Origin of the sequence: Paenibacillus sp. FSL H3-0302, from assembly GCF_037982245.1 — a bacterium.
Classification (GTDB): Bacteria; Bacillota; Bacilli; order Paenibacillales; family Paenibacillaceae; genus Paenibacillus_AQ; species Paenibacillus_AQ odorifer.
The window spans coordinates 2,823,659-2,847,908 of the sequence record NZ_CP150284.1 but is presented as its reverse complement, the minus strand read 5'-3'; the positions used below and the strand labels follow the sequence as shown (position 1 = coordinate 2,847,908).

The window sequence follows — 24,250 nt, the reverse complement described above, 5'->3', positions numbered from 1 at the left end:
TTATTTTCCTCCTTCCGACTCGTAGAAGACCCACGATTTGGATGTCTTGAACAAGATTCCGGTCATGATGCCGACAAGCAACAACATTACCCAAGCCATAGCCGAAGCATAACCCATATTATTAAACATAAAGGCCTGACGGAATAAATAGAGAGAATACAACATAGTGCCGTCCATAGGTCCGCCTTCACCTTTAGAGATAATATAAGCTGGAACAAAGGTCATAAATGCGCTGATCGTCTGCATAACTAGATTAAACAGAATCACTGAACTTAAGAGTGGCATAGTAATCTTGAAGAACTTTCTGAAGAATCCGGCTCCATCTACACTAGCTGCCTCATACATTTCACCAGGAATATTTTTAAGACCTGCAAGAAAGATCAACATGGATGAGCCAAACTGCCACACAGATAGAGTTATCAACATGATAAGCGCAGCGTTCGGATTACCAAACCAACTTACCGGTCCAATTCCGAAAAAGCCAAGCATGCCGTTAATAATTCCAGTATCACTAAAAATATTACGCCACATGATGGAAACCGCCACACTACCACCTATAATAGAAGGTAAATAATAAGTTGTCCGATAGGCTCCTACCATACGTGATTTCGTATTTAGAATCATGGCCACAAATAATGCGAAGGTTAGACGTAAAGGCACACCGATAAATACGTAAAGCAGCGTTACCTTTAGTGAATGCAAATATTTCGGGTCATTTGAGAACATTTTGATGTAATTATCAAATCCAATCCACTTAGGTGGAGCGAATAAATTGTATTTGGTAAAAGAAAGATACAGCGAAATGATCATCGGGATCAGTGTGAAGCAAAGGAAGCCAATGACGAACGGACTGATGAAGGCATATCCTGTAAGGTTGCTTCGTAACCGCCGGCCGGTGAGGTTCTTTTTCTTAACAGCCAATGGATTCGAAGGTAGGGGATTCGTTAATGCCAAGGGTCTCCAACTCCTTTTTATGTGAATAATATGGGAAACGGGATGCCGCCTAGCGAAATGGCATGCCGTTTCCCATGTGAGACGCAGTATAGTTATCTGTTACCCTACGATTAACGGCTGGAGAGAATAGAGTTCGCTTCTTTTCGGAACTGTGCCGCTGCTGCTGCTGGATCGATTTTTCCGAAGTTCATTTGTTCAGCAAGGTCTGTAAGCAGGGCTACAACCTCTGGTGATCCAACCGGTGGACTCATAGGTGAAGTAGTAGGCTCCATGTCAGCAACAAACTTAAATACTTGCTTACCGGAATCAGTTAATTGTGTAGCTACAGATTCTTTGATTTTGCTTGAAATCGGTACTCCGCGTTCGCCTTTGATCAGGTTGTTAGCTTCCACATCATTAATCCAGAAATCAACGAACTTCGCTGCTTCTTCCTTCACTTTAGAGTTAGAAGTAATTGACCAGTACATACTTGGCTGCATGTAAAGCCCTTTATCCATATCTGGACCAGGCATTTGTGCCAGCTCCATAGGACGATTTACAGCGATTTGCAAAGCAACGTATTGGTTCGACCATTGCCATACACCGATACCTGTCCCTTTAACAATATCCGACTCTTCAATAACCCCTTTATTTTGGCTCAGTTTGTCTTGTGATGGGACCGCTCCATCTTTAATCAAACCAGACAACATTCCGAAAAAGTCAGTGAACAACGCATCGTCCTCATAACCAAGTGCGGAACCATCATTGTTATAGAGTGCCAGCCCTTTTGTACGCAGATAATAGTTGAAGAACACGTCTGCTGCCATGGAACCGTCCATATAAAGTCCAGCCGACTTAGCTTTTGCGGCGATTTCCTTGTATTGATCCCAAGTCCAGTTCTCTGGGATAGAATCAACACCTGCCTTTTTCAGCAATTCTGGATCATATTGAAAACCAAGTACGTTAACCCCTAACGGAATTCCGTATTGCTTCTCACCGATCACTCCAGTACTCAGCACGTTCTCATTCACATCGCCGACTTGAATCTGAGAGTTCAAATAAGGTTTCAAATCTTCGAGCTGTCCGTTAGATCCATATTGATTAATATAGGAAATATCCATTTGAACGATGTCAGGAAGTCTATTTGCAGCAGCTTGCGGAGCAAGCTTTTTCCAGTAATCATCAAAGGATGCATATTCAGGCTCAATGGTTACATTCGGATATTTGGCTTCATACATATCAATAACTTGTTGTGTATAAGAATGTCTTGTATCTCCACCCCACCATGCGATACGCAGGGTTACTGGTTCTGCTGAGGTCGTGGCCGCAGGTTTCGTCTCCGAAGGAGTATTTGTAGCGGAATCCGTAGCAGCAGCATTGTTATTGTTGTTACCTCCACAACCAGCTAACATCGACGACAGCAATAATGGTACGGCTAGTAAAGCGAATCTCTTTTTCAATTTCATGTCCCCTTTTCCTATGATAGTGTAAAGGCTCTGATCCCTTTAGGTAGCGCTTTCATTGGTTAAATTTTCTCAAATATTCCGTGATTATTGAATACAAAAAACCGTCTTGTTTGTTCAATAATCAGTTCGCTTGAGGGGGTTTCATGAAATCTGTAGGGGTCTGGCCGGTTACTTTTTTAAAAACCTGACTGAAATATTGTGCATTTCCACCGAAGCCGAACATTTCAGCCAGCTCAAATACTCTTACATCCCCACTTCTCAAAATATGCTCCGATGCTTTAGCAATCCGGTAATTGGTTACGTAATTCGAGAATTTCTCTCCGGTAATTTTCTTGAATATTTTGCCTAGATAGTCGGGATTCATATATAACATTTCAGCTGCGACCGAGCTAAGCGACAGCTCTGCATTCTTGTAATCCTCTGCGATAATTTTGAACATTTTGTCTACAATAAGCGATTGCCGGGAACTAAAATGTCGGTCATACATCGCTGTTAAGCGAACCGCTGCCTCTTTGACGTATGCTTTTAAACCTCCCAAGGTTCTAATTTCGGCAAGCTCCGCCAAGCCCGATGTGAAGCTATTTCTTTCATCAGGGACTGCTAAACGAATCATAGCGGAATATAACTGTAAAACATAAGAACGCGTCACGTTAATATCTAACCGTTCATCCGCGAGCAAGTTGAATAATCGTTCCAATTCCAGCTCCACCGTATTTTGATCGCCTGCTTTTATAAGTAGACAAATATGCTCTTCATCTAGCTCGATATCATTTCTTCCACTTAGCTCATCACTTGGGATATCACTCCCGGTAATCAAACCGCCCGCCTCCAAATAAAAACGATGGTTCAGGCATTGCAAGGTCTGACGATACAATCTCCGGGAATGAATCATAAGGTCAGCATCACTAATCGCGATTGTCACATCCATTTTATAAAACTTGCAGAATACCTCTCTTACTTCAGCGATACGTTTAAGCAAGGGGCTATTCTGCACCGTATTTCCTTCGTCTTCCAGTAATATTAATAAATGACCGCCTATCGTCGCACTCAGGAGTGTTTCCTGAAGTACGTCCTGGGCAATATTTTGCAGAGCGAACAATTGCTCATATTCGTAAGAACCTTCTAGTCGGAATAGGAGCAAGCGTACCGTTTTGTCATTGAGTTCAATGCCGAATAATTCCTGATAGTACTCTAGATCCTGACTTCCATAAGTTTTGTTAGAGATCCATTCCTTCAAAAATTGTTCTTTCACATGGGGCAATACCTTCTGAAGACGTTGTTTCATACTATTTACGAATTCGCCCCGGCTCTTCTGTTCATCTAGCTCTGCTACCAGCTCAACCAGTGCATCATGGATCTGATTCTCATTGCACGGCTTTAAAAGATAATGTTTAACCCCGTTCTGCATAGCAATACAAGCATAATCAAAATCCTTATAACCAGTCAGCATAACGAATTTCACGTCTGGAAATCGTTCACTGCATTTTTGCACCAGTCCCAAACCATCTAAACCAGGCATAGAAATATCCGTAATCACTATTTCAGGGCTAAGCTCCTCTATTTTCACCAAAGCCTCAATCCCGTTCCACGCCGTGCCTACAAGCTCTGTTCCCGCTCGTCCCCAGTCCACAACCTGCGATATCCCTTCCAGAATCAAGCGTTCATCATCCACCAACAGCAGTTTATACATTCTCTAGCACTCCTTTTAAGTAAGGTATACGCACATGTATAGTTGTTCCTTGACCCGGTTCACTTTCTATGGAAGTGCCCCATTCAGGGCCGAAGACGATTTGAATCCGTTCCGCGATGTTAGCTAAGCCGATGCCTTCTCCACGGGTCTTAACTCTTCCCATCTGCAAATCTTTGATAAATTCAGCGCTCATTCCCGGTCCATTATCACTGACTCTGATATCGAGCCCCTGCTCATCTTCACTAACTGTTATAGAAATGGTACACGGTTCAATATTAGGCTCTAGTGCATAGCGGATAGCATTTTCGATTAAAGGCTGCAAGGTCAGCTTCGGAATCAAAGCGTCATGCAGATGTTCAGGTACATCCATCCGGAAATCAAGCCTCTCATCAAACCGTGTTTTCTGGATAATGACATAATTGCGCACGATAGTGATCTCTTTTTCAAGTGTAATCAGCGGATCCTTTAGACCAATAGAGCTGCGGAACAAGTAACCGAGCGCTTCTACCATTTCTGAGATTTTGGCTTGTTTGTTCATTTTGGCTAACCAGTTGATTGATTCCAGTGTATTGTACAAAAAATGCGGATTAATCTGGGCCTGCAAAGCTTTTAGCTCAGTCTCTCTAATAATCAGCTGCTTCGCATAGTTCTCATCAATAAGCTCTCTGATCCTGCGGATCATCATTTTAAAAGTCCGGTTTAGCTGACTAACCTCGTCCTGCGCAGTCTGTGAAACCACACCTAATGACTGTTCCTCCAGATTGTCCAGATCGCCTTTCTCGATTTGCTTCATTTTTTTGGTCAACTTAGAGATCGGACGTACAATACTGCGAGCAAGCCTGTAGCCTAAAAGGAGACCAATTAATAAAATTAGTGCGAATATGATGACGACCAGCTTTTTGACAAAAGTAATATGTTTGAACATCTCATTAAATGGAGTGGCATTGATGTAGATCCAATCTATATAAGATGATTTCGTCTTGGTTATAAAATAAGTACCTTCTTGATATTTGGCCGTGCGATATAGCTCCGGACGTTCTGTCTCTTCTTTAAGCTCTTCTGGCAAAAGAATCGGTGCTTCAGGATAGATTGCCTGTCCCGTCGTGGCATCAACTGCGATTAATTGGTCTGTATCGCTCGTACTATCCGCAATGATTAGATCGATCCGAATACGGATCACGAGTGTTCCCAGATCATCCAGCGTAAACGTTGACCCTGTATAAGATTTAATCTGCCGAACCGCCAAAAGTGAATTTCTGTTTCCTTGCGGATACCACACTATACTTCCGCTAGCTTCCGCAGCTAACGGCTTTAACTGATCCTGCAGATCCTGTGATACTCCTTCACGATTGCCCGCAGTCATTACTCCGCCACTTGTATCCATCAGCATCATGGAATAAACGTATTTCTCTGCCCCTGCAAAAGCAACCAGCCTGTTTATGATCTTGTTATGTAGAACTTGTCTTTCATAAGGCTGTGGATCATTCTGCAATTGGCGCAGGCATTCCTGAATTTGCTCATCAGACACCACTGTAAAAGAAAGCTGATCCAATTCTCTTAGGGCATTTTCGATGCTAATGGAGGACATCCCCAGTACCTCAGATGCCTTTTCATAAATTTGCTTGTCATAGATACGATACACATATTGTAAAACGGTCAAAGAGAATAAAAAGGAAAGTAGAAGCAAAAAGGAAATAATCAGTATCATTTTGTTGAAAATGCCCGAACTTATGTAAGCGCTAACATTTTTCCGAATCATCTGCATTCTCCGCTCCCTAAATATGATAATTTTCATTTATTATCACTATAATTCCATTATAAACCATAATGTTCCATTTGGGTAAATTTACGTGAACTGAAAGATAAGGATAGTATAATGGCTCGGCGAAAAAATTCCTATGTAAAAAAGGGCTCGAAATGAAATCCAGAATCAGACTTCACTTCAAGCCCTTATATTGAGCTACCTTCACAGCTACAACTGACTAGCCAAGCATCATTCGGTCATCTGCCAATTTATGTCCGCTGATTGTCTCGAATTCTCCGAGCAACCGTTCTACAGTAAGATCTTTTTTACGTTCCTCATCGATATCCAAAATAATACGGCCCTTATCCATCATGATCAGACGATTGCCAAGACGAATGGCCTGTTCCATGTTATGAGTAACCATTAGGGTGGTTAACTTCATCTCACGGACAATGGACTCTGTAAGTTTAGTAATCAGCTCCGCACGAGAAGGGTCAAGGGCTGCTGTATGTTCATCTAAAAGTAAAATTTGCGGTTGAGTAAAGGTCGCCATTAGCAGACTTAGCGCTTGTCTCTCTCCACCTGACAACAACCCTACTTTTGCCCGCAGGCGATCCTCCAGCCCAATCCCCAGACGGCTTAGCTCATTGCGAAACAAAGCTCTTTTAGCTTTATTTACGCCAAAGGTTAACCCTCTGCTTTTGCCTCTTTTATAAGCCATAGCTAAATTTTCTTCAATCGTCATATGTGGAGCCGTACCCGCCATTGGGTCCTGAAAGACACGGCCAATCCAACGACTCCGTTGAAATTCCGCCAAATGGCTGATTGAATTTCCCTCAATGCTGGCTATACCCAGATCCGGCTTCATGACACCGGAAATAATGTTCATCAACGTAGATTTACCAGCTCCATTACTTCCAATGATGGTGACAAAATCACCGGGAAGAAGCTCCAAGTCAATGCCGAGCAGCGCTATTTTCTCATCGGGTGTTCCGGGATTGAACAGCTTAGATACGTTCTCCAGTTTAAGCATCGATGGTGCCTCCTCTCTTGCTGCTTAGCGCCTGCTCAGCTAATTCAACGGAACGCCTCCGCGCCATATTCTTCTGCTTCAGGAAACGCTGAATCGACGGGAATACAAGAGCGAAAATAACGATAATTGCTGTGATCAGCTTAAGATCCGAAGCTTTCAGCCACGGTACCCGCAAGGCAAGTGCAACTACGATCCGGTAAACTATGGATCCGAGCACAACAGCCAATGTGGCCCGAAATACATTTTTAGCACCGAATATGGCTTCACCGATGATCACCGAAGCTAACCCGATTACAATCATCCCAATACCCATAGAGGAATCCGCAAAAGTAGAATACTGAGTGATTAACGCCCCCGAGAGCGCCACCATTCCATTGGATAAACTGACACCAAGAATAGTGGTATTATCCGTGTTCACACCCAGACTACGGATCATTCTTGCATTATCTCCGGTAGCCCGCAGCGCAAGTCCAAGATCTGTACGCAGGAATAAATCCATTACTATTTTCACAAAAATAACTACAAACGGCAGAACGAGCAGAGGATCAATGGAAGTGAACAAGGTAGTGTCGCCCATTAAAGACCAGTTCGGTTTGCCACCAAATATCCGCAGATTAATGGAATAGAGTGCAATCATCATCAAAATCCCGGATAACAGTCCATTAATCTTGCCTTTCGTATGTAATAGGCCCGTACACATTCCTGCCAGCATTCCACCAGCAATAGCGGCCAGGGTAGCAAGCCATGGTGCATAACCGTTAGTAATCATAACAGCGGCAATGGCACCACCAGTGGTAAAGCTCCCATCTACAGTCAAATCAGGGAAATCAAGAATACGAAAGGTAATGTATACACCTAAAGCCATAAATGCGTAAAGCAGTCCCATTTCAACGGCCCCGAGCATCGAATTTAACATAGATGACTTCCTCCTTCGAGCGGAAAGGGGCGTTCTCACGAAATCGCCCCTATATAATGGCTTATTGAATAATATTGTTAGCTTGATCGGCAACTTCTGCCTTCATTGCATCAGTCACTTCTATGCCTTGCGCTGCTGCAGATTTCAGGTTAAGAATGAGATCGAGTTTTTCTTGCATGGTTACTTTCATATCAGCTGGCTTTTTACCATTTTTCAAAATATCCACGGCCATTTGACCCACTTGATAGCCATGATCGAAATATTTAAAACCAACGGTGGCGAAAGCTCCCTTTTCAACCGTATCACGGTCACTGGAGAAGAAGGGAATTTTCTTGTCATTAGCTGTTTGAATAATGGTATCCACTGCACTTACGACTGTGTTATCCAAAGTAATGTAGAATGCATCTACACGACCCACAAGTGATTCTGCAGCTTGTTTGACTTCAGAGGTATTCGTGATGGCAGCCTTCACTAGCTCGATTCCATGTTTATCCAACTCTTTTTTAGCAATCTCAGCCATAATTACTGCATTTGGTTCACCTTCATTAATAACGATGCCCAGCTTTTTCACGTTAGGAAATTGGGTAGCTATAAATTGCATTAATCTGTTAATCGCTTCGGGATTGGTGTCCGATACCCCTGATACATTGCCACCTGGATGCTCCAGATCCGTGACAATCTTCGCGTCGAGTGGGTCAGTTACGGCTGCGAATAAAATCGGTGTATCCTTACTTGCTTTGCTGAGTGCTTGAACAATTGATTGAGCGGAAGGCGTTGCAATTGCCAATACCAAATCATTAGAGTCAGCGGCAATCTTTTGAGCAATGGACAAGTTATTCGCTTGATCAGCCTGAGCATTCTCAAGGTCAACCTTCAGGTTCTCACCTTCAACGATTCCTGCATCCTTCAAAGCAGCGAGAATTCCTTCACGTGTAGCATCAAGTGAGGGGTGCTCCACATATTGCGAGATCGCAATTTTGTACGTTTTTGAATCTGCTGCTCCTGCATTCGTAGGGGAATTACCGGAATTCGCTGCATTTCCTGCGTTTCCCGCAGTGTTATTGTTACCACAACCAGCTGCTACGAGCATGAAGCATAAGCTTAATCCCGCCAAAATGTTTCTCTTTTTCATCAAAGTACCCCATTTCATTAGTTTATTAACGCATACATCAAGGTGAGCGACTCAGCATTATCACTTTTATCGATAAAAGCATTAAAGCGTAAGCTTACACGTACCTCACATTAATGATAGAAATCTATTAAACCTATATTATATGGAGGTTGTTTATCCGTCAATCACTTATCATATTTCCATAGATTTCAAATTCTGAAGAATATATGACATCAAAACAGGTAATGCTTGGTTGTCTCTTACAACGATTGCCTTCGTTTCTTTTACATAAAAAAAATCGCCCTGCACAAACTTAATTTACAGTTTGAAGATGGAGCGTGTTAAATGGCTAATAATCACAAAAGACTACTAACCACCGCTGTTGTATTGCTTGCTGTCGCTTTAACGAGTTCATCCTGCGGTTATTCATCTCAATCGCAAAAACCTAAGGTTAACGCGCTAACTCCTGATGGAACAAATGCCTCCAGTTATTATGAACAATCTGCAATTACTGACGCTCAGGGAAAGTACTGGATTCCACTTAAGCCTGCGGTTACTTCGCTCGGATATCGGATGAAAGATGATGGTTCAAGTGATGGATACACTAAAATCGGTTATAGCGATGTTATGTATATGCTGCGCCCTGGCTCACCACAGGTATTCTCACTTGGGGAAAAAATCACACTGCCACAGGCCCCTAGACGACAAGAAGGGCAAATCTATATCACCCCTTTAGCCTTGTCCAAATTTCTGCAAACAGAAGTAGGCTGGAATCCCCAGTCGGGTGAGATAAACATTGCTACACCGTCCGAACGTAAGACTATCGAAAAATTATCGACGGTCGAATCCACGAGTGAATCTAAATCTTTACGCATTCAAAGTATTTCTGAAGCGGATAAAAAGGAGTTAGTCGCTTTTGCCAAAAATTTCTTAGGTGTACCCTACGACTTTGGCGCTGGATCTTATGAAGAAACCAAAAAATTTGATTGCTCTTCTTTTACAAGGCATGTTTTCAAAAAATTCGGTGTCAGCTTACCTCGTTTAGCTAAAGATCAAGATAATTTAGGTACTCGTGTAAGTCGAAGCGAACTGGATGTAGGAGATCTTATCTTTTTTACCGTTCCCGGCCGATTTGAAAGTGATGCTATACCTGGTCATGTCGGTATTTACATTGGAGACGGAAAGTTTATCCACACTTGGGGCGAACCCGGAGTTCAGATCAGTGACCTCGACTCAGGTTATTGGAGTAATGTAATCCTCCACATGCAACGTGTTTTATAAGCTTCCCATACTTTAAAAGAAATCATTCAAAAAGCCTGAATCCCTATTGAAGGGATTCAGGCTTTTTGACTACAACTCTTAACCAAATTCTTAATCCCAGCTCTTGCCCCTTCCGCTTATCCGGACAAACAGCTTTACAAGTTCTACTATGACAATAATCGCTACAGCTGCTGCACATACTATTCCCCACTGTAATCCACTTAAATGTGAGACACCAAACCAGTCGTTTAAGCCCGGGATGATGATCACAAGCACAAGCATTAGTATAGAGATCAGCGACGCCCATAACATATACCGATTGCTGAACCAACCGATCTGGAATAGCGATTTTTTATTGGATCTGACGTTAAAAGCATGGGCAATTTGCAGTAATCCTAATGTGGCAAAGGCCATTGTAACCGCAATACCTTCATTGTAATGCGTATGCGCCCATTGGTACACGAATAACGTAAGCGCCGCTTCTATAATCCCTTGATATATAATCCCAATCCCCACGCCGCCAGCAAAGATGCTACTGCTTGCTTTACGCGGCTTCTTCGCCATTACATCCTCACCGGCTTTCTCAAGCCCGAGGGCAAGTGCAGGTAAAGTATCCGTAACGAGATTAATCCACAGGATATGGATCGGCTCTAGAATACGCCAACCAATCATAGTGGCAATAAATAATGTCAGCACTTCCCCAAGGTTAGCGGAGAGAAGGAACTGGATTGCTTTGCGGATATTGCTGTAAACTTTCCGTCCTTCTTCAACGGCAACAACTATAGTCGTAAAGTTATCGTCGGCAAGCACCATATCTGATACACCCTTGGCAACATCCGTTCCGGTTATCCCCATGCCCACACCGATGTCGGATGATTTAAGTGCAGGAGCATCATTTACACCATCTCCGGTCATCGCCACAATTTTTCCTTTTTGCCGCCAAGCCTTAACGATACGCACCTTGTGTTCAGGAGAGACGCGTGCATAAACCGAATAATCGGTAACCTTCTCCGCAAATTCCTCTTCGCTGAATTTATCCAGCTCACTGCCCGTTAATACACCTGATTCATCTTCAATAATCCCTAATCTTTTGGCAATAGCCGCTGCTGTATCACGATGATCCCCTGTAATCATTACAGGTCTTATTCCCGCTTTACGGCAGATGGCTACCGCATCCCGTACTTCCTCACGCGGCGGGTCTATCATACCAACCAAACCAATAAATACTAACTCTATCTCCGTGGTATCTGGTGAGAGATCGGTCGGCAGCTGCTCCTCATCTCGGAAAGCAAACGCCAACACTCGAAGTGCGTCATTTGCGAGCATTTTATTACTCTCCATGATATTCCGCTTATGTTCGTCTTGTAGAGGTACAATTTCTCCATCCACATAAATATGGCTGCATTTGGACAAAAGTACATCTGGTGCACCCTTTGTCAGCACACGATATCGACCATCTTCTACCTCATGAATCGTTGTCATCAGCTTGCGATCAGAGTCAAAAGGCAGCTCATTTTTACGTGGATATTTCTTTTCAAGCTCCCTTTTGTCAGTACCTATACTAAGCGCATAATCGACTAACGCGGTCTCCGTCGGATCGCCGATGATTGCTTTTCCGCTCTTGGTTTGGGGATCCTTGTTTCCAGCTTTTGCTTCAGTTTCACTAGGAGTCTTTCCTTCGTCAATGCTGGAGTCATTACAAAGCGTCATAGCTTGAAGCAATAACTCACCACCAGGAATCCCTTCAAGTCCTGCACTGGAATCAGTGGTCTTTCCGTTGACATGTACTTTTTCGACAGTCATTTTATTTAATGTTAAAGTACCTGTCTTATCGGAGCATATAATCTCTGTACTTCCGAGTGTCTCCACGGCAGGAAGCTTGCGAATGATCGCTTTTCGTCCCGCCATTCGCTGCACACCAAGCGCGAGAATGATCGTAACAATTGCTGGCAGCCCTTCCGGGATAGCCGCTACCGCAAGTGAGATCGAGGTGAGTAGCATATCCATTAGCTCTCTTCCCTCGAAGATCCCAACGGCAAAGATAATCACGCAAACGCCAAGAATAATAAAGGTGAAATATTTCCCTAGTTCATCCAGCTTTTTTTGCAGCGGTGTTACATCATTATCTTCCTCCGAGATATAACCGGCAATTCTACCGACCTCCGTCTGCATTCCTGTTGTTGTAACGACACCAACCGCCCGGCCATAAGTAACACTGCTGCTCATATAAGCCATATTGGTGCGGTCACCGATTACAATGTCGCTACCTTCAAGCACACCGGCCCGCTTTTCTGATGGCAATGATTCTCCTGTAAGCGCGGCTTCCTCCGTCTTTAACGATGCGGCTTCCAAAAGTCTTATATCCGCCGGAACTACATTTCCGGCTTCCAGTAATACGATATCCCCGGGTACGAGGTCTTCACTTTTTATCTCAGTAACCTGACCGGAACGTCTTACTCTGGCATGAGGAGAGGACATGCTTTTAAGCGCATCGAGTGCCTGCTCCGCCTTATTTTCCTGAATAACTCCAAGCACCGCGTTCAGAATGACTACAAGCAAAATAATAATCGTATCCGTCCATTCCCCCAAAACTCCTGACAATACAGCTGCTACTAGCAAAATAAAGATCATTACATTTTTAAATTGTTCGATAAACTTTTCTAATAGCGATTTAGTCTTCGCTTCTTGCAGTACATTCTTCCCATATCGCTCCAGAAATTTAGCCGCTTCATCGGAAGATAAACCCTCTTTCCGAGTTTCCAGCCTATTCAGCACTTCTTCCTCGCTCAGAGTATGGAAGGGTACCAGCCCTTGCGATTGTGGATTATTTGAATTCAAGACCATAGCCTCCTTCCAGAATTGAGATCTGGTAAAACCTCTCATATGAGTTTTACCCAAAACAGGCATGGTGATTCTTGAATGGTATGTACTTTTTTAGAAATTTAGATGTTCTTTCTTCAAATCGCGATTGAAGCTTTTAAACCTAGTCCCTTGATATAGGAGTTCACCTCGGTCCCCTTCTACAATCAGGCCAAAATCCTGATCTCTTACCTGCAACTCCAATCGAGAGCCATCGGCAAACTCAAACGTAACATAATAACTAGTATTTGCTCTCGATTCACCGGATCCACCCCATACCTCGGTTCGTTTGGTGACCGCTGTGCAGTTTGCTTTTATCAAAGGACTTGCGTTATTGGACATCCAGATTCTCACTGATTTAACAATTATAAAAACGAAAAGGCCAAGAAAAAGCAAAGCAAATAATTTAAAAAACAGTGGCATCTCATGAATGAAACTTCCGAAAAAGCTGCGCTCATCAAAACCGTTAAAATCCTGCCATTCGCTCAAATTTATCCCTCCTGACTGAAACTAGATAATAAAAGTTATCTATGCTGCGAAATACGTCATTTTTCCCGTTCGGTTTCATGTTTTCATCATCTATATATGAATTTTTTTCACAAAACAATTTGGATTCAAAGGAAAAGGTATGGTATGCTTTTAAATACTACATACAGTTGGGAGGTGTTATTTCGGTGCAATATATAGCGCGTTTATCACTACATTGGTTTCTTCGTATCGTCCTAATTCTGGGAATGATGTTTTCTTTTCCACCTGCCTGGTCTGGAGGATTATTCACTACGGAGCAAGAATCAACGACATCCGAAATTGAACGCTACGAGCGAAAGTTTACACCTCCCGTAAGGATTGCACCTCAAATAACCCCTCAGGTAGGAGCCATCAAAATAACTGAACAGTGGGGAGCGAAGTCACTTGCGGTAATTGCAATACTCCCTGTACTTTCTTTACTGTTCCGTCCAGTGATTTATAAATTCCTGCTTCGACTGCGGCTGTACCTGTTAAAATTCACGTCTCATTTTCTAATATCACTACCTTAGCGAAGTTCACCTCTGCCCTAAATGAATGTCGGCTGAAGGGAATTTAGAACTTCAATTGATAAAAATCTTATGTATCATGAATTATAGAGATGCGGATTTACCGGTAGGTATACATGCTCGCATTGCTCATCATCCACCGGAAGAAAGCAAGTATCTTGGCTGAACCATGTTCTGGATATCCGTTCCGGTGTACATTAGTAATATTCGCAGCACTATTCTTGATTGCTGGATTCTCCGAGAGTACTCGTCTAGCAGACAGAAGTTATTGGCGCACTACTAGTGGACTTGTCCTCGCTGAAACCGAACATGTTAGACGAATTGAAAAGCTCGTGATCCTATTTCGTTATTTCTTAGGTGCCATCTTCTTCTTCAGCTAGAGACTGAGGTACATCCACCCACCTTAGGCGGTGAGGCGCTCTAAGCTCCCTTGCAGCAGTTGTCGTTACGCTGATTGGCAACTTCGTTGCAGGCTTGCTGGCCGGACGAAGCGTTGGTCACAGCCTTCATGCTTCATCTATCATTGGATGCCTATAGTCTCACGGGATAAACTTTAAATTGTTTTAGCCAATTTGGGTAAAGAAAGCGGAGTGCTGGCTAGTCTTCACTATTTGCAGCCATTTGCGGCCTTTCGCAGAGATTTGCAACCATTTGCAGACATTCGCAGACATTCGCGGCCCTTTACAGCTATTTGCAGCCATTTGCGGCCATTTGCAGCCTTTCGCAGAGATTTGCAACCATTTGCAGCCATTCGCAGACATTTGCAGCCATTCGCAGCCATTCGCAGCCATTCGCAGACATTCGCAGCCATTCGCAGACATTCGCAGACATTCGCAGCCATTCGCAGCCATTCGCAGCCATTCGCAGCCATTCGCAGACATTCGCAGACATTCGCAGCCATTTGCAGACATTCGCAGACATTCGCAGACATTCGCAGACATTTACGTGCTGATCCATGTTGTCCTTGGACATTGTCTGACGAAGGAATCTAAATAGATTTATAAAATAATGGATAAAGTATTCAACTTTGAGAAACGACATGATGCACGAATATCCAAAAAATCTGCCATAGCCACTGAAAATGAGTAAGGTCGTTTCCCCTGTTGAAGGAGGAAAAACTATGCAGAACAAAATAAATCAACGTCAACAGCTACAAAGAAGCTCTACCTTCCGAGTTCTTACAGTCATTGCCGGCGCATTGCTTGCTGCTGTAGGATTGGAATTATTTTTAATGCCACATGGCCTTGTTGTCGGCGGGATTACAGGTTTATCCGCATTATTCGCTCATACTACTGAAATGCAGCTTGGATTGTTTCTATTTCTATTCAATCTGCCCTTTATATTTATGTCGCGAAAACAAGTAAATCTCCGCTTTGCTCTTTACACTGTTTTGGGATTAACCTGCCTAACCATCGCGTCTCTTGCGCTGCATCGTTTTCCTGCTGTGATTAGCGATCCTTTACCTGCCGCAATGGCAGGAGGCATCTGTCTTGGAGTAGGTATTGGAATATCTGTGAGATTCGGCGGTGTAAATAAACAAGCCAGTGACCAGGGGTATTCTCTGCTGAGCGGCGGACCTCCAAAATCAACGGAAGTCGTTATTATGATCCTGAACTGTGCAATTCTGCTTTTTGCAGGTACATTGTTCGGTTGGGAGCAAGCAATGTATTCTATTATTGCCTACCTGCTGGCTTTCGAAGGTGTTCGTATCTCACTACGGGGATTATCCCACTCCCGCACTGCTTGGATTACCAGCAGCCGATGTTTGGACATTCAGCAAGCAATCGCAAGCTCCCTAAACCGAGAAGCTGCGATTGCTGAAGGTTCAGGGCAAGATGGAGAGGTTAGCACGTTGTTTTGTCTGACGAACAGAATGGAAGAAGAGCATCTTCGGGCACTCGTTCTACAGTGTGATTCAGAGAGCCAAATTGTGTTTAGATCAGCCACTAAAGATCATAGACAAACACGCTTACACGAATAAAAAGAAGGGAGCGCCCTTAAGCCATCAAAATGGCTGGAGCGCTCCCTTCTTTTTGAATTTAGCCTTTGATCGCAACCAATTTTTCTGAGCGAGACCTAATTTCTTGAGCGAAGATCCCAATTTTTTGTTTGTGACCCAAAACTTCTTGATCGAAGCCTCAAACTCCTTGTGTGAGGCCTCAAACTTCGCTTAATCTAACATGTTTGCGCGATTGAGGCAGCTATCGGACACAGCGGGCCTTATGCGCGAAATTATCCTGAATTTTGAATGCTATCGGACCGCATAGCCCCTATTGGCACAAAAAACGCCAACTACGAGTCTATTTCTTATGAATAACTGCACTGGGGTCCGAAACCTTGCTCCAAAGGCGATATATTTGTGAATAACGTCATTGGAGTCCGAAAGCCACAGCGGATGATCATGATTCAGCGGGATCGGACGGTGGATGAACTTGATTCGGTGGTAACCGACAGCAGATGAACTTGATTCGGTAGCATCAGACGATAGATGAACATGAATCGGTAGCATCAGACGATGGATAAACATAATTCAGCGGTACCCCACGGCAGATGAATGGAATTCGGTGGCATCGGACACAGCGGACCTTATACGCGGAATTATCCTGAATTTTGGATGCTATCGGACCGCATAGCCCCTATTGGCACAAAAAACGCCAACTATGAGCCTATTTCTTATGAATAACTGCACTGGAGTCCGAAACCTTGCTCCAAAGGCGATATATTTGTGAATAACGTCATTGGAGTCCGAATGCCACAGCGGATGATCATGATTCGGCGGGAACAGACGGTGGATGACTATGATTCGGGGTCATCAGACGATGGATGATCATGATTTGGTAGCATCAGACGATGGATAAACATGAATCGGTAGCATCAGACGATGGATAAACATAATTCAGCGGTACCCCACGTCAGATGAATGGAATTCGGTGGCATCGGACACAGCGGACCTTATACGCGGAATTATCCTGAATTTTGAATGCTATCGGACCGCATAGCTCCAATTGGCACAAAAAACACCAACTACGAGTCTATTTCTTATGAATAACTGCACTGGAGTCCGAAACCTTGCTCCAAAAGCGATATATTTGTAAATAACGTCATTGGAGTCCGAATACCTCAGCGGATGAACATAATTTGGCGGGATCGACTTGCGGATGAACATGATTCGGGGTCAGCGGACGGTGGATGAACTTGATTCGGCGGGATCGGACAGTGGATGAACATGATTCGGCGACATCGGACGGCGGATGACTATGATTCGGTGGTATTAGACGTAGGATGGATATAATTCGGTGGTATTAGACGTAGGATGGATATAATTCGGCGGTATCGGATAGCGAATGATCATATTTCTACGGTATTGGACAACGGTTGACTATGATTCAGTGGCATCTGACGAAGGTTGACCATGATTCGGTGGCATCAAACGATGGATGAACATCATTCAGCGGTACCGGACGACGAATGACCACGATTCGGTGGCATCGGTTGTCAAGAATAGAAACATATTGCAGCTTGCCGTAACTACGGCCAAAAAAGCAAAGCAGCGATCCTCCAGTAATAGGAGGATCGCTGCTTGCAGACTGTCACATACGATGAAAAAAACATCTATGGACAACCCCTACTTTTCATTTAATACTCTACTTAACGGAACATTCCCCACAAGCGGATCAAATGAAAGGTGTTGTTCGGATCGATTTTCTGCGCGATGATAAACTTTACAATTTGTTCTTCCTGTGTCGAGGTCAATTTCTCGTTCAATACACCTGACGCTTTTCGTACCAATCTGCGAACAACCGCAGGATCCTGCAGCTCCTGTTTCGAGATGCCCTCAATCATACTTTTGATACGATCCTTCACAGTCGAGTTTTTCATCTTCAGCTTGATGCGATCCACCAACTGAGGGCTAATTCCGAATTGTTGATAACCCAAGTGTAGCACCTCCCGTCATATCCAATCTTTCACAGTATATGAGCCTTCGGTGCTACATGTGCCTAGTTAGTCAATTAATTCTCCTTGGAAGATCTGTTCACTCTGTAAATAATGCCGAAGAGATGCATATTCAGGTGATGTCCAAAAGGCTTCATCCTTAAGCAGCTCAGCAACATCATCCCGCGCCTGCTCGAGAATTTCAAAGTCAGCCGTCATATCTGCCAGTCGAAACTCCGGCAATCCACTCTGCTTTGTCCCAAAAAAGTCCCCCGGACCACGCAGCTCCAAATCCCTTCGGGAAATCTCAAATCCGTCATCCGTATCGGTCATGGCAGTCATTCGCTCACGTCCAATTTCAGATTTTGGATCAGCTACCAACACACAAAAAGAGGCATGCTGCCCTCTTCCTACCCGTCCACGCAGCTGGTGCAGCTGTGACAGGCCAAAACGATCCGCATCCATAATGATCATCAATGTAGCATTAGGAACGTCTACACCCACCTCCACCACCGTAGTGGACACAAGCAGCTGTAGCTCATTGTTATAAAACGCCCGCATCACTTCATCTTTTTCAGCGGGAGTCATTTTACCATGTAAAAGCCCAACTTTATAGCTAGGGAAAGCTTGGCTCATCTGAATATGCAAATCAATAGCATTCTGCACATCCAGCTTCTCTGACTCTTCAATAAGCGGACAGATCAGATAAGCTTGACGACCGAGATCAATTTCACGCTTAATCAGATTCAGCACACGATCCATGAGATCATGCTTTACCCAATAGCTAGTTATTGGCACCCGGCCTTTCGGCCTCTCAGATAAAGTGGATACATCCATATCGCCAAAAACAGAGATGGCTAGCGTACGAGGAATAGGCGTCGCCGTCATCGTCAGTACATCCGGATTATATCCTTTACGCCGCAATACACCACGCTGATTCACACCAAAACGATGCTGCTCGTCAGTTACTACAAGTCCCAGATCACGGAAAAATACATCCTCCTGAATCAAAGCATGTGTTCCTACCACGATATCAAGCATCCCCATTTGCAACGAGGCCAATAATTCTTTACGTTTTCGGCCAGTCACACTGCCCGTCAGGAGTCCTACAGTAATCCCAAACGGTTCAAACATTCTGGTAAGTGAACGCATATGCTGCTCTGCTAAAATCTCTGTAGGCACCATAAGTGCGCCCTGAAAACCAGATCTTACCGTAGCAAAAAGCGCCACTGCCGCAAGCACTGTTTTACCCGAGCCAACATCTCCTTGCAGCAGACGATTCATGCAATATGGTGAACGCAGATCATGTAAAATCTCCAGCTCTACACGTTTCTGTGCATCTGTAAGCTCAAAAGGCAGACTGCGAACGAACTGGCGTACCGTCGCGTTATCCACTGTGTGGACTACCCCATCCATCCGCCCGCGGTTCAGAACCCTGAACGCTTGCATCTTCAACTGGAACAGGAATAGTTCCTCATACACCATCCTACGGCGCCCCTGCTGCCCTTCACGAGTGTCCTCAGGCCTATGAATAGTGGCAATGGCCCGTTTACGCGGCATGAAGTCATATTCCCTCATAATAGAATGCGGTAAAATTTCTGGAATCAGATCCCCATACTGCTGAAGTCCCTGATTAATAACCTTCCTGATCCATGACTGCGTGATCTTACCACCTACTGAATAGACTGGCTGCAGTGTTCCCGTCTTCCCTTCACCACGATCCGGAAATTCATAATCAGTCACTGTAATCTGATTGCGCTTCTGATCCCATTTTCCGGTCAGCACAATTTCCCGTCCCACAGTGAGTTGCTCTCTTACGTAATGGCGGTTAAACCAGGTTGCTGTGAACATCCAGGGCTCTGCAACCATCTTACAGCTGAGACGTGACTTGCCGCCAAAGCGCTGCAGCACAGGGATACCGATCACTTTTGCCTCAACGGTCACTTTATCCCCGTGTTTAGTCTCGCTAAGCGAGCGGGGCCGATAATCCTCGTAGCGGAACGGATAATACTCTAATAAATCCTTTACTGTAAAGACGCCAAAGGCGTGAAGCTCGCTTTGCTTTTGAGCACTCACGCCAGTTATGTTTTTTACTTCAATTTGATTTAATGCCAGTGTCATATTTATCCCTCATTTTGCAGGCCAAATGAACACAGCTAATGTACCGTTACCGACATGGCTGCCCACGACAGGGCCGACGTTCGTCAGCACTTTTTCTTCCAAGGTGAAGTGTCCTGCAAGCTCATTCAGGAACTCCTCGCCGGAAGCCGGTTCAGCCGTATGACCCACGGCCACATTGATTTTGTTTACACCCTGCAGATCCCGCTTGAACAGTTCAATCATACGGGCGACAGCCTTCTTACGGCCTCTAACTTTCTCCACCGCATAAATAATTCCTTCTGCATCAATGGACAGGATCGGCTTAATATTCAGAAGTGTCCCCAGAATAGCGGAGGCTTTCCCAATTCTCCCGCCTTTTTGTAAATATTCAAGTGTATCTACTAAGAAGTAAAGCTTACGCGATTGACGTAGGCTTTCTACAGCCTCAAGTATCTCTTCAGGTCCTTTGCCCTCAGCAGACATTCTGGCAGCTTCTACTACCATAAATCCAAAACCATAAGAAGCGGAGAGAGAATCCACAACAGTGATTCCTTCTCCCTCTTCCTCCAGCATCGATTTAGCCAGCAATGCAGATTGATAAGTCCCGCTCAGTCCAGAAGAAATATGAAAGGAAAGGATAGAACAGCCCGGGTTACGCTCCAGAATACTGCGGTACACATTCATATATTCAACCGGTGAGGGTTGAGAAGTAGTCGGCAGCTGTGAGGTACGGGGAAGACGCTCATAGAACTGCTCCGGAGTCATATCCAGATTGTCCCTAAAAGCCTCTTCGCCGAACATTAAGGTCAACGGTACTACCTCAATTCCGTACGTTTCCGCCATTGTTGGCGGGATATCTGAAGTGCTGTCGGTGACGATAATGGTACGATTCATGGATTTTCTCCCCCAAGCTATAATTTTGCCAACTACGCAATAGCAAATTTCTACTCCATTGTTAAAGAACCATTAATTCCTACCTATGGCTCTACAGAGAACAGATAATAATACAGGGGTTGGCCACCCTCATGAATCTCAACTTCCACATTCGGATAAGTCTCTTCCAGCCACTCACTCAAAGAATCAGTAGCCTCGGATTCTGTTTCTGCACCAATAAGGATCGTGACGATTTCGTCGCCATTCTCCAGCATGTTGGATAACAGCGCCTGACTTGCAGCCAAAAGATCATCCGCCGCAGCAACAATTTTAGAATTAGAAATCCCAATAAATTGGCCCGATTTAATCTCCAGCCCATCAAAGCTTGTATCACGCACAGCGTTCGTTACTTGTCCGGATTTCACATGAGAGATTGCTTCCAGCATATTCTCAGAATTAGTCTCCACAGCATCTTCCTCTTGGAACGCAAAAGCTGCTGCTATTCCCTGTGGAATACTTTTACTTGGAATCACCGTAATCTCACGTTCGCCTTCTAGAAGATCTTTAGCTTGTTGAGCGGCAAGAACAATGTTCGAGTTATTCGGCAAAATATAAACATGCTTCGCAGATATAGAAGAAATCGCGTTCACGAAATCCTCCGTGCTAGGATTCATTGTTTGACCACCAGCAAGGACTACGTCCACTCCAAGGCTTTTGAAAATATCAGCAATACCTGCGCCAGAAGATACCGCAATGAAGCCGTAAGGTGCCAAATCATCAGCTGGTGGCTCAGCAGGAGACATTTGCACTGCACTCTTCTCATTCGGCATATCAGCGAATACATCAGGCATTGGTGCAATATCCATACCCGCAGTCAGCAGGTCACGATGCTGCTCTCGCATATTAAGAATATGAATCTGCGTGATCTCCCCATAAAGAAGAGCCAAGTTCATCACTTCACCTGGAGCCTTAGAATGCACATGCACTTTAATCGTCTCATCATCCGAAATTACAATAATGGAATCGCCATTAACTGACAACGCTTTCCTAAAAGCTTCCTCATCAAAATTACTTCTCACGTTAGCGCCTAACTGGCGATTAATGAAAAACTCCATATCATATAGAAATTCTATATCTTCAGTAGATAGCTGTGACTGCGCAGAAGACTGTACAGAAAACAGTTCATTTTCAGGTTTCGTTAACACGGGTTTAGGCGCTGGTGCAACTGGTGTGTGGGTTTGTCCTTGCACAGATTCAGACAGACCGGTACTTCCGTTCGTCAGATGCTGGTGAAACCCTTCATAAATGTAGACCAAACCTTGACCGCCAGAATCTACAACACCGACTTGCTTCAATACAGGTAATTGCTCAGGCGTATAAGCTAAGGCTTCTTTTGCTTTGGCTAATACCTCTGTCATCAGCTCCACAACGTCAGTAGTACGGCGGGCATAATAAACAGCATGTCTTGCAGCCTCTTTAGCTACAGTAAGAATAGTTCCCTCTACAGGCTTTACAACTGCTTTATACGCAGCGTCCACTCCGGTTTGCAGCGCAGCAGCGAACTGCTGTGTATTAAGCTCATCATGTTGAGCCGCATACCTGCTAAACCCTCTGAATAACTGGGACAAAATAACGCCGGAATTCCCGCGAGCTCCCATTAATAAGCCCTTGGAGAGTACACCTGCACATTGGCCCACAGAAGTGGTGTTATTTTTCTTTAATTCATTCGCACCTGCGGTCATCGTCAAATTCATGTTTGTACCGGTATCTCCGTCTGGGACCGGAAAAACATTTAGGGAATTGACGTGTTCTGCATGCTGTTGCAGCTTATCCGCTCCAGCCAATACCATAGCGGTAAAATCTGTTCCGTTTATAGAACGCTTACTCAATTGAGAATTCCCCTTCCTAACTTCATGCCTAATCATTCTATGATTAACAGGACATAATGCACTAATTTACATTGTACTATAAGTATTAAAAGAAATAAATGTTTTTGAATCGGTTGACGTAGCAAAATTTGCTGTGATATTATAGATAAGTATTGTTTATGCAGGTGTTAGGAATAAGGAGGTGTAATCTATGTCCCGCAAATGTGCAGTAACAGGCAAGAAACCGAGCAGCGGCAACCACGTGTCTCACGCTAATAACCGCAACCGTCGTTCTTGGGGAGTTAACGTTCAGAAGGTCCGTATCCTCGTGAACGGTAAACCAAAACGCGTGTACGTCAGCACCCGTGCTTTGAAAGCCGGTAAAGTTGAACGCGTTTAGTCTTTAGCAATTTTTAAGACCGAACGATAACTTATATGAAGCAAAAAGCACCCTTTACATTTGTAAGGTGCTTTTTTTCATGTTTTCTTTTCTGTTAGAGGCTTAACTCTTCTGAAATGTGTTCAATATTGCTTTAACAAAACCTCCCAAAAACCTTGGCAGCTTAAACGTGTAAAATTTCATGATTTACCCTCCCATCAATTCATGCCGTACGCAGGAGACTTTCCTCTTGTCAATAACGGAAACGAACTGCAGTCCTCCCTGCCAAAACAAAAAAAAGGCTACATGAGATTTCTGCTCATGTAACCATATTTATGCACCGAGGACTTGGCCTATACCTCTAGTCTCAATCGCCTATTTTTTAACGCAGTGCTGATTCGGCTGCTTCTCGAATTCCTTGGATCGCCGCAGCACGATCACTCCGGCCAAAAACTGCATTCCCCGCTACCAAAACATCGGCTCCAGCTGCCACAACCAATGGTGCTGTATCTTCCGATACTCCACCATCTACTTCGATCAATAAATCTGGATTCACTTCATTCGCCCATTCTCGAATTTGAGTGATTTTGCGCAAAGTGTTAGGAATGAATGCTTGACCACCAAAGCCTGGATTAACGGTCATCACCAGAATCATATCCACATCCTCTAGCACCTCACGCACCGCTGAAGCCGGAGTACCCGGATTAATTGCTACACTTGCCTTCAGCCCCAGTTCCTTGATCTGATGAACCACACGATGCAAATGAACGCATGCCTCAGCGTGAACGGTGATCACACTTGCACCTGCTGCAGCAAAATCAGGGATATAACGTTCTGGTGACTCAATCATCAAGTGAACATCAAGAGGTAGCTTGGTATGTAACGATACAGCTTTTACAATAGGTGGACCCAACGTGATATTCGGCACAAAATGACCGTCCATTACATCCACATGTATCCAATCTCCACCACTGGCTTCCGCCTCTGCAACTTCTGGACCTAAACGCGCGAAATCCGCCGACAATAAAGATGGTGCTATTCGTATCATGAT

20 protein-coding genes are annotated in these 24,250 nt (G+C 44.2%); 5 read left to right on the top strand and 15 right to left on the bottom strand.

Annotated elements, in window-relative coordinates:
• From MHH50_RS12505 to MHH50_RS12475, 7 genes are all read right to left on the bottom strand, one after another.
• Positions 1-921, bottom strand: a complete 921-nt coding sequence (locus tag MHH50_RS12505; protein ID WP_076105030.1) for a sugar ABC transporter permease — start codon at positions 919-921, stop codon at positions 1-3.
• 143 nt (positions 922-1,064) lie between these two features.
• Positions 1,065-2,393, bottom strand: coding sequence for an extracellular solute-binding protein (locus MHH50_RS12500; RefSeq protein ID WP_248548093.1), 1,329 nt, complete (start codon positions 2,391-2,393; stop codon positions 1,065-1,067).
• 127 nt (positions 2,394-2,520) lie between these two features.
• On the bottom strand, positions 2,521-4,089 hold the full coding sequence (locus tag MHH50_RS12495) for a response regulator (protein WP_076279781.1): 1,569 nt from the start codon (positions 4,087-4,089) through the stop codon (positions 2,521-2,523).
• A complete protein-coding gene (locus tag MHH50_RS12490) occupies positions 4,082-5,848 on the bottom strand; it encodes a sensor histidine kinase (protein WP_340034390.1) in 1,767 nt (588 codons plus the stop codon). Before MHH50_RS12490 ends, MHH50_RS12495 begins: the two co-directional genes overlap by 8 nt.
• 223 nt (positions 5,849-6,071) lie before the next feature.
• Complete coding sequence (locus MHH50_RS12485; RefSeq protein WP_076280813.1) at positions 6,072-6,866, bottom strand: ABC transporter ATP-binding protein; 795 nt, start codon at positions 6,864-6,866, stop codon at positions 6,072-6,074.
• Positions 6,859-7,782: an ABC transporter permease gene (locus MHH50_RS12480; protein WP_036686219.1), complete on the bottom strand. Its 924-nt coding sequence runs from the start codon at positions 7,780-7,782 to the stop codon at positions 6,859-6,861. The genes MHH50_RS12485 and MHH50_RS12480 overlap by 8 nt, the downstream gene beginning before the upstream one ends.
• 61 nt (positions 7,783-7,843) lie before the next feature.
• Positions 7,844-8,914 carry an ABC transporter substrate-binding protein gene (locus MHH50_RS12475; protein WP_076125887.1) on the bottom strand — a complete coding sequence of 357 codons (1,071 nt, stop codon included), beginning with the start codon at positions 8,912-8,914 and terminating at the stop codon, positions 7,844-7,846.
• Positions 8,915-9,238: 324 nt separating this feature from the next.
• Between MHH50_RS12475 and MHH50_RS12470 the strand changes: the two genes are divergently transcribed.
• Complete coding sequence (locus tag MHH50_RS12470; RefSeq protein ID WP_340034387.1) at positions 9,239-10,174, top strand: NlpC/P60 family protein; 936 nt, start codon at positions 9,239-9,241, stop codon at positions 10,172-10,174.
• A gap of 90 nt (positions 10,175-10,264) precedes the next feature.
• Here MHH50_RS12470 and MHH50_RS12465 read toward each other — a convergent pair whose 3' ends face one another.
• Together MHH50_RS12465 and MHH50_RS12460 are read right to left on the bottom strand one after the other, a co-directional pair.
• Positions 10,265-12,961 carry a calcium-translocating P-type ATPase, SERCA-type gene (locus MHH50_RS12465; protein WP_339174493.1) on the bottom strand — a complete coding sequence of 899 codons (2,697 nt, stop codon included), beginning with the start codon at positions 12,959-12,961 and terminating at the stop codon, positions 10,265-10,267.
• 126 nt (positions 12,962-13,087) lie between these two features.
• Positions 13,088-13,501: a DUF2500 domain-containing protein gene (locus MHH50_RS12460; protein ID WP_254848946.1), complete on the bottom strand. Its 414-nt coding sequence runs from the start codon at positions 13,499-13,501 to the stop codon at positions 13,088-13,090.
• Between the two features lie 185 nt (positions 13,502-13,686).
• Between MHH50_RS12460 and MHH50_RS12455 the strand changes: the two genes are divergently transcribed.
• From MHH50_RS12455 to MHH50_RS12445, 3 genes are all read left to right on the top strand, one after another.
• Positions 13,687-14,049 carry a hypothetical protein gene (locus tag MHH50_RS12455; RefSeq protein WP_076301813.1) on the top strand — a complete coding sequence of 121 codons (363 nt, stop codon included), beginning with the start codon at positions 13,687-13,689 and terminating at the stop codon, positions 14,047-14,049.
• 569 nt (positions 14,050-14,618) lie between these two features.
• A complete protein-coding gene (locus MHH50_RS12450) occupies positions 14,619-15,038 on the top strand; it encodes a hypothetical protein (protein WP_340034386.1) in 420 nt (139 codons plus the stop codon).
• Between the two features lie 128 nt (positions 15,039-15,166).
• The gene (locus tag MHH50_RS12445; protein ID WP_076125880.1) at positions 15,167-16,027 is read left to right on the top strand and encodes a YitT family protein; all 861 of its coding nucleotides are present in this window, start codon (positions 15,167-15,169) and stop codon (positions 16,025-16,027) included.
• Positions 16,028-17,694: 1,667 nt separating this feature from the next.
• Here MHH50_RS12445 and MHH50_RS12440 read toward each other — a convergent pair.
• The 4 genes from MHH50_RS12440 to MHH50_RS12425 all read right to left on the bottom strand — a co-directional run bounded on the left by MHH50_RS12440 (position 17,695) and on the right by MHH50_RS12425 (position 22,841).
• Complete coding sequence (locus MHH50_RS12440; RefSeq protein ID WP_036686212.1) at positions 17,695-17,982, bottom strand: stage VI sporulation protein F; 288 nt, start codon at positions 17,980-17,982, stop codon at positions 17,695-17,697.
• Positions 17,983-18,048: 66 nt separating this feature from the next.
• Positions 18,049-20,100, bottom strand: coding sequence for an ATP-dependent DNA helicase RecG (gene recG / locus MHH50_RS12435; RefSeq protein WP_036686210.1), 2,052 nt, complete (start codon positions 20,098-20,100; stop codon positions 18,049-18,051).
• Positions 20,101-20,109: 9 nt separating this feature from the next.
• Positions 20,110-20,973, bottom strand: a complete 864-nt coding sequence (locus MHH50_RS12430) for a DegV family protein (protein ID WP_076304166.1) — start codon at positions 20,971-20,973, stop codon at positions 20,110-20,112.
• A gap of 83 nt (positions 20,974-21,056) precedes the next feature.
• Entirely contained in the window at positions 21,057-22,841 is a 1,785-nt protein-coding gene (locus tag MHH50_RS12425) for a DAK2 domain-containing protein (RefSeq protein WP_076308130.1), read from the bottom strand.
• 190 nt (positions 22,842-23,031) lie between these two features.
• On the opposite strand from MHH50_RS12425, the gene rpmB reads away from it, so the two are divergent.
• A complete protein-coding gene (gene rpmB / locus MHH50_RS12420) occupies positions 23,032-23,220 on the top strand; it encodes a 50S ribosomal protein L28 (RefSeq protein WP_036686205.1) in 189 nt (62 codons plus the stop codon).
• Positions 23,221-23,322: 102 nt separating this feature from the next.
• On the opposite strand, the gene spoVM is transcribed toward rpmB, so the two are convergent.
• Both spoVM and rpe read right to left on the bottom strand, forming a co-directional pair.
• Entirely contained in the window at positions 23,323-23,403 is an 81-nt protein-coding gene (spoVM, locus tag MHH50_RS12415) for a stage V sporulation protein SpoVM (protein ID WP_020431362.1), read from the bottom strand.
• Between the two features lie 178 nt (positions 23,404-23,581).
• Complete coding sequence (rpe, locus tag MHH50_RS12410) at positions 23,582-24,247, bottom strand: ribulose-phosphate 3-epimerase (protein ID WP_076179561.1); 666 nt, start codon at positions 24,245-24,247, stop codon at positions 23,582-23,584.
• Positions 24,248-24,250: the final 3 nt, after the last annotated feature.

Excerpts from the sequence above, each read along its gene's own strand:
- MHH50_RS12495 (WP_076279781.1), bottom strand. The coding sequence starts at position 4,089 with ATGTATAAACTGCTGTTGGTGGATGATGAACGCTTGATTCTGGAAGGG.
- MHH50_RS12490 (WP_340034390.1), bottom strand. The coding sequence starts at position 5,848 with ATGATTCGGAAAAATGTTAGCGCTTACATAAGTTCGGGCATTTTCAAC.
- MHH50_RS12485 (WP_076280813.1), bottom strand. The coding sequence starts at position 6,866 with ATGCTTAAACTGGAGAACGTATCTAAGCTGTTCAATCCCGGAACACCC.
- MHH50_RS12480 (WP_036686219.1), bottom strand. The coding sequence starts at position 7,782 with ATGTTAAATTCGATGCTCGGGGCCGTTGAAATGGGACTGCTTTACGCA.
- MHH50_RS12475 (WP_076125887.1), bottom strand. The coding sequence starts at position 8,914 with ATGAAAAAGAGAAACATTTTGGCGGGATTAAGCTTATGCTTCATGCTC.
- MHH50_RS12470 (WP_340034387.1), top strand. The coding sequence starts at position 9,239 with ATGGCTAATAATCACAAAAGACTACTAACCACCGCTGTTGTATTGCTT.
- MHH50_RS12445 (WP_076125880.1), top strand. The coding sequence starts at position 15,167 with ATGCAGAACAAAATAAATCAACGTCAACAGCTACAAAGAAGCTCTACC.
- recG (WP_036686210.1), bottom strand. The coding sequence starts at position 20,100 with ATGACACTGGCATTAAATCAAATTGAAGTAAAAAACATAACTGGCGTG.
- MHH50_RS12430 (WP_076304166.1), bottom strand. The coding sequence starts at position 20,973 with ATGAATCGTACCATTATCGTCACCGACAGCACTTCAGATATCCCGCCA.
- rpmB (WP_036686205.1), top strand. The coding sequence starts at position 23,032 with ATGTCCCGCAAATGTGCAGTAACAGGCAAGAAACCGAGCAGCGGCAAC.
- spoVM (WP_020431362.1), bottom strand. The coding sequence starts at position 23,403 with ATGAAATTTTACACGTTTAAGCTGCCAAGGTTTTTGGGAGGTTTTGTT.
- rpe (WP_076179561.1), bottom strand. The coding sequence starts at position 24,247 with ATGATACGAATAGCACCATCTTTATTGTCGGCGGATTTCGCGCGTTTA.